Below are 8,254 nucleotides of genomic sequence, written 5' to 3'. Positions count from 1 at the left end.
ATTCCTGCAAGTATAAAAGAGTATACAATCAAACCGTATGATTGTGATGAAGTTAAAGTATTAAAGGCATATGTAAGAAGTTAAAAAAGTGGCAACCTGAATGGTTGTCATTTTACTTTTTTGAATATATAAAAATAGATAGGGATAAATCAACTATTTCCAGACATATAAAAAGTATATTTACAGAAAGAGTGAATTACAGCGGGATTCATTTGTTGCAAAATTTGCAACAAATGCGACTGATGGGAAAACATATTAAATGAAATGTAAATATATCCCTGCAAATCGCATAAAATATTATTTATCCCACAAAAAACGAATGAATTTAAGGGAAAATAATCTTAAATATATTGATTTTCCCTTATTTCTGATTATATTTTAAGGGAAACAAGATACTTTAAGGGAAAAATGAAAGACAGGTGTTTAAATAATGAGACCGTTTAACTATTCAAAAATTAAAGAAGAAAAGTGCGATTCAGAAATTCCTGGTCTCATAGCAGCAATATACAAGTTCGCAGGGAAACAAGAACTATGATCTTCAGCAAAGACCAGACGAGTTGGGGAAACTTGTGGAGATAGCAAAGATTCAGAGTACCGAGGCTTCAAATGCGATAGAGGGTATTGTAACAACCAATATAGGAATTAAGCAGTTGGTGGAGGAGAAGACCACACCAAAGAATAGAGATGAAGAACAAATCGCAGGATACCGTGATGTATTAAATATTATCCATGAGAGTTTTGATACGATTCCTATTACACAAAGCTATATTTTACGGGAAGAGTCAGAACGCTTGTGACTTTAGTCATGAGATGAATGACATATGTAAAAGTTTTTCAACAGTTTCTATACGTGAACCATGTTATAATATATACGTAGAATACGTCGTAAAAAAAGGAGATTTCGATATGTATACAGTACGTTTTCAATTGGAACTAAGTGGATCTGAAAAACGTTTTTTGTCGAAATCTTTTTTCTATGCGAATCAGATGCATAACCAGTTGGTTCGATATGCTACAAACCGTTTGAATGCTTTATTTCATGATAAAGAATATGTGGGTGCACGCAAAGCTTATGGAGAATCTGAATTTTCTAAAAAGAAAGGTTCTGAACTGTCAGCTTCTGAAAAGAAGAAGAAAAAAGAATTGTCAAATATCATGTGTATTAAACAAAAAGAGTATAATCTTACGAAGACTTCTTTGTGTAAGTTTGTATCCAAAGAACAAAAGAAATACAAGAACTACATCAACTCTCATCAGGCACAGGCAGAAGCAGAAGCTGTATATAAGGGAGTAGAAAAAGTTCTTTTTGAGGATGGACAACATCTTCATTATCGAAGATATAATAGTTTCGATTGCATCAAACAAAAATGTGCTGTAACAGGTGTACGTCTTTTAAGATGGGATACCATATGTTTTATGAAGCACTATTTTAAAGTGCGTATTCCAAAGAATGAATATATCCAAAACATCCTTTCATCTGTTGATTTAAAAGAAGATGTTGTTTATTCATTTTTAAAAAGAATCGAATTCAACAGTGGATTCAAATATTATGTAGTGATCACACTTCGAGGTGATGCACCAAAACGAATTAAGCTGTCAAAAGATGGTGGACATCGTACAGGCGTTGACTTTGGAACATCTACGATTGCGACAGTCTCAAACAACGAGGTCCATCTGGAAGAATTGGCTCTAGAATCAGCCAAATATGAAAAAGAGATTCGTCATAAGCAGAATCTAGTGGATGCCTCTATGCGAAAACATAATCCAGAAAACTACAACAAGAATGGTACAGTCAAAAAGGGAAAACATAAATGGAAGACAACAAGAAGATGCAGACGTCTGAAACGGCAGATACGCGTGCTCTATCGAAAACAATCTGCTTATATCAAAACTTCACATCATACCTTTATCAACAGAGTCGTTCAAAATACAAGCGAATTCATCCTGGAGCCAATGAACTTCAAAGCTCTGCAAAAGAAATCAAAGAAGACTAAACGACAGGATAAAGCCGTATCCATTAAGCAAAAAGACGGCTCTTCAAAGATGGTACGCAAATACAAACGTAAGAAACGTTATGGACACTCCATCAAGAACCGTTCTCCAGGTCTTATGCAGGCAGACCTGAAATCAAAAGCAACACAGTATGGAATTCCATACTACGAAATCGATATTCATCAATATCGAGCTTCTCAACTTCACCATGATACAGGTGAATACATCAAACCCACTTTAAGTGAAAGATTTAAAACAATTGAAGGACATAGAGTACAAAGAGATTTGTATTCTGCCTTTCTAATTTGTCATACTGACGACACATTGACTGCCCCTAATTTTAAAGCCTGTCATTTTGATTTTCCACACTTTGCCAAGATGCAGGACACACTGATTTCAAATAAGAAAAAATGTGGACAAACAATGAAACACTGCTTTGGATTCTAGCTTAAAGAATCTCTCATCCAGTCAGGTCTAAGGCGTAAGCCCTGCTGGATACAGTATGAGAATACAGAGTACGGTCCACATGGATTGGAAATGCTCAAAAAACAAGAGTTATGCAAAAACTATATGCAAGGTCTAGAACCATGCTGAAAGCTTTGCGATGCTCCATTTCTCGCATTGTGAGAAAGAGAATCTCGTCATTTTAATGATGAGAGTACGTCAATTGGAACAATTCTTGCTGCTTACAAAGATTTTGAAGACCGATTTGAAATTGTAGAAGAGAAACTTCCGGCAATTGAGATGGTTCGTAAAGCTACACAGCAAAGGATTGGAAAATTCAATAAGCAAGATATTCGGGAACTATGCCCGGCACTCAGTGTGAGTTCTATAGAAGGTTCACTTCGTAAGCTTGTAGCAGAAGGAGAACTTCGCAGGGAAGGCAGAGGGAAATCTACATTTTATGTTAGATTAAAATAAGAATCAGCCCAATTTCGTTTTTAGAACATGTTCCCGTGTACGAAAAATGGGCATTTTTGTATAAAAAAAAAGAGGAGCTGAACTCCATAAGCGATAAAATTCACTTACTCGTTACAGCCCCTTTCTTAGCCTTTTAATGCATCTAATTCTTCTTGGGTTAACGCTCTAAATTCACCTAATGGTAAATCATTGAGTTTTAAAGGACCAAACTCAATACGTTGAAGATAGGTAACAGTGCAGTTTGCCTTTTCAAACATTCTTTTGACTTGATGAAATTTTCCTTCATGAATCGTTAGATACGCTTTGTTTGTATCTAATATTTCTAATTTTGAAGGGGCTGAAGTAAATTCTTCAAATTCCATAGGCTGATTAAAGAAGTCTACGGCATTTTCTGGTAGAGTCCCATCAAATTCAACATAATATTTTTTGTCTACATGTTTTTTAGGAGATAATACTTCATGGGTTAACTTTCCATCATTGCTGATGAGTAACAAGCCTTCTGTATCTACGTCAAGTCTTCCCACAGGATATAGATCGTGTCTTTGACTTTGAATAAGTTCCATGACAGTCGGATAGAGCATATCTTCTGTGGCGCTCACATAGCCTTGTGGTTTATTTAATATGTAATATTCGAATTCTACATAACTTACAGGCTCATCATCCACAAAAACTTTATCATCTTCTTTTACGTTATAGTCTGCCTTTTTTATGGTTTCATCATTAATGGTAACCCAGCCGTTTTTAATTAATTTTTTAACGTCATTTCTTGTGCCAAATCCCATGTGAGATAAATATTTGTCAAGTCTCATTGATAACGCCATCCTTTCGCATATTTGTTTTTTAATGAGCCTTTAGAAAGTTTCGCAAAACCTAAAGGGAAGTTATTTACACAAACAAGTGTCCATCCAGATATTTTTGAATCCAAATCCTTCACATCTAGAGTTTCACCTTTTAAGTATTTAATAACACGCTCATCTTCAATGGAAAAGTTTAATACATTTTTAAATTGTTCAGGACAAAGGGCAAGGGCAAGACTTTGACTTGGTTCAAAATGTTTACCTTTTAATTGCCCTAATAATAAGCCAGATCTTAGTACGCGATAGCCTTTATAAGCTTGAAAATCTGTATTAAGCCAAATGACTTTGTCTTTTTTTACTTTAATGGTTCCTTTATTTAAATGAATGAGTTTTAAAAAATCAGTAACACAATCATCCAATTTATCGCTTGGTTCCAGTCTTACTTTTTTATGTTTTGTTTCTCCATCTTTGACAAGTAAAGCGACAAAGTGACCTTCTCCCTTGATTTTATGTGGATATAAACGAACGCATTCTTCCATGTTTATACCTGGCATCATACCATCTATTTTTTCAATAGGAACAAGATGCAAGTCTGGATGTTTGTCTAATACATCTTGAATGACTTCTTCATTTTCATGAATCGAAAAAGTACAAGTGGAATATACGATAGATCCACCAGGCTTTAACATGGATACAGCAGCATTTAAAATGTTTTTTTGAATAGGTGGATAGAATGTATCATCCTTTTCAATCCAGCTTTTAATTAAGTCTGGTTCTTTACGAAACATTCCCTCACCACTACATGGGGCATCCACTAAAATCTTATCAAATGTTTCTGGATAATGTTGTTCCATATTTGTCAAATCTTCACTGGTTACCCAAGCATTGTCACAACCAAATAATTCGACGTTCTTTAAGAGTCCTTGGCATCTTGAAGAACTGATATCATTTGAAATTAAAAGTCCAGTATGATTGAGTTTTGTGGCAAGCTTTGTGCTTTTTCCACCAGGAGCTGCACACGTATCTAATACAATATCATTTTCGTCTACAGGAAGAACTTGTGCTGGTAACATAGCACTTGGTTCTTGAAGATAGTAAAGGCCTGCATAATAGTAGGGGTGTTTACTGGGTTTATCTTCACTTGAATAATAGAAGCCATCATTTGTCCATGGGATGGGTTTTAGTTTAAAGGGAGAAATCTTTAAGAATTCTTCAACAGAAATCTTAAGTGTATTGACTCTTAATCCATAATATCTTTCATGATCAAAACTTTGTAGATAGTCTTCATATTCATCTTGAAGAAGTCCTTTCATTTGTTCTTTAAATTTAACTGGAAGTTCCATTATAGATCAAAAGCCTTTCCTAAAGCTTGAACCGCTTTAACTTTGTCTTTCTTTTCAATCGTTAGTGAAATGGAAATTTCACTTGATGTGATCATATAATATTTAATATTGTTTTCACTTAAGATGTTTAATACTTTACTCGCAATACCAGAATGCGTAGAAATTCCTAGACCAACTAATGATAGCTTGATATATCCAAGCATTTGATGTACAGGATATTCTTTTGATGCATTTTCCATGATTTGATTACTTTGTTCTTCGGAACAATATAAAGTAAAGTTGGCAAGGCCTTCATCGTCTAATTGTTGTGAAATTGTATCAAGGTTGATATTTAAATCGGAAATCATTTTAAATAGTTTTCCTAAATAAACACCATCGTTAGGTAAGTGCATAAAGCGCATGATCGCATAGTCGTCTTTTACACTTAAACCTGTAATTGGCATATCTTCTAATTCTTTATGCATAATCCAAGTTCCTTTCTCTAAATCTGTTTCCAATGCTTTTCCTAAGAAAAGGGGAACATTATATTTGCTGGCAAGCTCAACACTTCGAGTTTCTAATACGCCAGCACCTAAACAGGCCATCTGCATCATTTCTTCATAAGAAATTGATTTTAGCTTTTTAGCACGCGTATATAATCGTGGATCAATTGTGTAGACACCTGCAACATCTGTAAAGATATGGCATTGATAGTTTAGTTTTGCGGCAATCGCAACGGCTGTTGTATCGCTTCCCCCACGACCTAAAGTGGTAATATCTCCATATTCGGTAGCGCCTTGAAAGCCGGCTACGACAACAACTTTTCCTTGGTCTAAATGAGATTGAATTGTGGTTGTATCAATATCTTTGATCAAAGCACGAGAATGGTGCTTGCTAGTAAGAAAACCTGCTTGATAGCCAGTTAAACTGATCGCATCCACACCGAGTGCATTCATCGCAATCGCAAGAAGTGTAATTGTTTGTTGCTCACCTGTAGATAATAAACTATCCAATTCTCTTTTATTTGGATTGTTTGTGACACTATGAGCTAATTCTATTAATTTATTTGTGGTTTTACCCATGGCACTGGCAACAATGACTAGATTGTGACCTTGTTCTTTCATGTGTTTGGCATGAAGCGCAATGGCCTGAATCTGTTCAATGGTTCCAACGCTGGTTCCACCATATTTTTCAACTATATTCATAATCTATTTTCTCCAACCACATTATTTTAGCATATAAAAAGCTGTCTTAGACAGCTTTTATTCCATTAATATATACATTTTTAATTGTATTATTCAAATCAATCAAACTTTTTGTACAAATAATAAAGTCAGCATCTTTACCAGTTTTAATAGAACCAACTCGATTGTCTAAATGTAAGATTTTAGCTGGATTGATTGTGATAGCCTTGATTGCTTCATTTTCAGATAGTCCTGCTTTATGGGCTAGGGCTGCATTGATTGGAAGATATTGTTGGGGATTGAATGGGGAATCGGTTGTGATCGCAAATAAGATGCCTTTTTCGTACATTTTATTTGGTGTTTCAAATGAATCGTTGGCACATTCAAACTTATCTTTGTGACAAAGACTTGGTCCACAAATACATGGAAAACCACTTTCTTTGATTTGGTCTAGAATCACTTGTGAATCGGTCGCATGATCTAAGGTAATTTCAATATCATATTCTTTTGCGATACGAATGGCGGTCAACATATCATCAGCTCTATGAGCATGACACTTTAATGGAATTTCTTTTTTGATGACTGGAATCATAGCTTCAAGCTTTTGATCATAATCTACATCTTTGCCTGCTTCTTTTTTCATCATGTATTCTTTTGTCTTAGCTAGAGTTTCTCTCAGTAATGCGCTGATTTGCATACGTGTATCAATATTTTTTCCTCTGTAACAATTCTTTGGGTTTTCGCCAAAGGCTGCCTTCATCGCAATTGGATTTTGAATGGTCATTTCATCAATACAATTTCCTTTTGTCTTATACGCAAAGAAAGTTCCACCAAGTACGTTAGCACTACCAGGTCCAGCAGCTACTGTTGTGATACCGGCTTCTAATGCGGTTTGTACAGTTTCATCCATTAGATTACATCCATCAATACCACGCATGTTTGGTGTAATTGGATTTGTGATTTCATTTAAATCATTGCCTTCAAAGCCGATAGCCGTTTCTTCCATACCCAAATGACAATGGGCTTCAACCATGCCTGGATATACATTGAATCCTGTAAGATCTTGTACATCTTCATCTTTGGGTTCTAAATTTTTTCCAATCTCTGTAAATATTCCTTTATTCACTCTAAAATCACCAACGAATGGTTCTTGTTCCATCGTATAAATAGTGGCGTTTTTAAAAAGCATTAAGCGGCCTTCTTTCCATCTACATATACTGCCGTAATTTCATTTTGAGTGTCTAGAATGTTCTTTGTACAAATCACAAAGTCAGCGTCTTTACCAACTTTAATAGATCCAACACGATTATCTAAACCTAAAATCTTAGCTGGGTTAATTGTGATGGCTTTAATGGCTTCATATTCTGGAAGTCCTGCTTTAGCGGCTAGAGCGGCGCTTAAAGATAGATATTGTTGAGGAATAACCGGAGAGTCGGTAATGATAGAGAATAAGATACCTGCTTTATAGAGTTCGTTTGGTGTTTCAAAAGACATATTCGCAAGTTCAAATTTTGATTTGTGAGTCAATGCAGGTCCACAAATACATGGAAAACCACTTTCTTTGATTTGAGGAAGAATGCTTCTTGCATCTGTAACATGATCTAATGTAATCTTGATATTTTCTTCTTTTGCGATACGAATGGCCGTTAAGATATCATCGGCTCTATGAGCATGACACTTTAATGGAAGTTCTCTTTTGACAACAGGAATCATGGCTTCAAGTTTTTGATCATAAGCTACATCTTTTCCGTCTTCTTTTTTCTTCATGTATTCCTTTGTCTTTTCTAATGTTTCTCTTAATAATGCACTGATTTGCATACGCGTATCAATTTTCTTACCTTGATAACAACGCTTAGGATTTTCACCAAAAGCTGCTTTCATCGCAATTGGATTTTGAATGGTCATTTCATCAATACAATTTCCTTTTGTCTTATACGCAAAGAAAGTTCCACCAAGTACGTTAGCACTACCAGGACCTGCTGCAACTGTAGTAACACCACCTTTTAATGCAAGTTCTACGGTTTCATCCATTGGATTA

7 protein-coding genes are annotated in these 8,254 nt (G+C 35.2%); 2 read left to right on the top strand and 5 right to left on the bottom strand.

Going from position 1 to position 8,254, the window contains the following annotated elements; translation table 11 throughout:
- Nucleotides 1-569 precede the first annotated feature (569 nt).
- Nucleotides 570-797: a Fic family protein gene (locus tag EUBIFOR_RS13090; RefSeq protein WP_040466073.1), complete on the top strand. Its 228-nt coding sequence runs from the start codon at nucleotides 570-572 to the stop codon at nucleotides 795-797.
- Between the two features lie 109 nt (nucleotides 798-906).
- Nucleotides 907-2,439 (top strand): hypothetical protein, encoded by a 1,533-nt coding sequence (locus EUBIFOR_RS02150; RefSeq protein WP_040466072.1) that lies wholly within the window; start codon nucleotides 907-909, stop codon nucleotides 2,437-2,439.
- 599 nt (nucleotides 2,440-3,038) lie between these two features.
- Here EUBIFOR_RS02150 and EUBIFOR_RS02145 read toward each other — a convergent pair.
- From EUBIFOR_RS02145 to EUBIFOR_RS02125, 5 genes are all read right to left on the bottom strand, one after another.
- A complete protein-coding gene (locus tag EUBIFOR_RS02145) occupies nucleotides 3,039-3,722 on the bottom strand; it encodes a pseudouridine synthase (protein ID WP_003864256.1) in 684 nt (227 codons plus the stop codon).
- Nucleotides 3,719-5,053: an RsmB/NOP family class I SAM-dependent RNA methyltransferase gene (locus EUBIFOR_RS02140; protein ID WP_003864255.1), complete on the bottom strand. Its 1,335-nt coding sequence runs from the start codon at nucleotides 5,051-5,053 to the stop codon at nucleotides 3,719-3,721. Before EUBIFOR_RS02140 ends, EUBIFOR_RS02145 begins: the two co-directional genes overlap by 4 nt.
- Nucleotides 5,053-6,237 (bottom strand): aspartate kinase, encoded by a 1,185-nt coding sequence (locus EUBIFOR_RS02135; RefSeq protein WP_003864254.1) that lies wholly within the window; start codon nucleotides 6,235-6,237, stop codon nucleotides 5,053-5,055. The genes EUBIFOR_RS02140 and EUBIFOR_RS02135 overlap by 1 nt, the downstream gene beginning before the upstream one ends.
- Nucleotides 6,238-6,283: 46 nt before the next feature.
- Nucleotides 6,284-7,405, bottom strand: coding sequence for an amidohydrolase (locus EUBIFOR_RS02130; RefSeq protein WP_003864253.1), 1,122 nt, complete (start codon nucleotides 7,403-7,405; stop codon nucleotides 6,284-6,286).
- Nucleotides 7,405-8,254: amidohydrolase family protein (locus EUBIFOR_RS02125; protein WP_003864252.1), on the bottom strand; the 850-nt coding region annotated here is incomplete at its 5' end. The genes EUBIFOR_RS02130 and EUBIFOR_RS02125, both read right to left, overlap by 1 nt.

Origin of the sequence: Holdemanella biformis DSM 3989, from assembly GCF_000156655.1 — a bacterium.
Lineage (GTDB): Bacteria > Bacillota_I > Bacilli_A > Erysipelotrichales > Erysipelotrichaceae > Holdemanella > Holdemanella biformis.
This window is presented reverse-complemented; position numbering and strand designations above follow the sequence as displayed.

Bases quoted from the DNA above. Each gene is read 5' to 3' on its own strand.
- EUBIFOR_RS02150 (WP_040466072.1), top strand. From the start codon at position 907: ATGTATACAGTACGTTTTCAATTGGAACTAAGTGGATCTGAAAAACGT.
- EUBIFOR_RS02145 (WP_003864256.1), bottom strand. From the start codon at position 3,722: ATGAGACTTGACAAATATTTATCTCACATGGGATTTGGCACAAGAAAT.
- EUBIFOR_RS02140 (WP_003864255.1), bottom strand. From the start codon at position 5,053: ATGGAACTTCCAGTTAAATTTAAAGAACAAATGAAAGGACTTCTTCAA.
- EUBIFOR_RS02135 (WP_003864254.1), bottom strand. From the start codon at position 6,237: ATGAATATAGTTGAAAAATATGGTGGAACCAGCGTTGGAACCATTGAA.
- EUBIFOR_RS02130 (WP_003864253.1), bottom strand. From the start codon at position 7,405: ATGCTTTTTAAAAACGCCACTATTTATACGATGGAACAAGAACCATTC.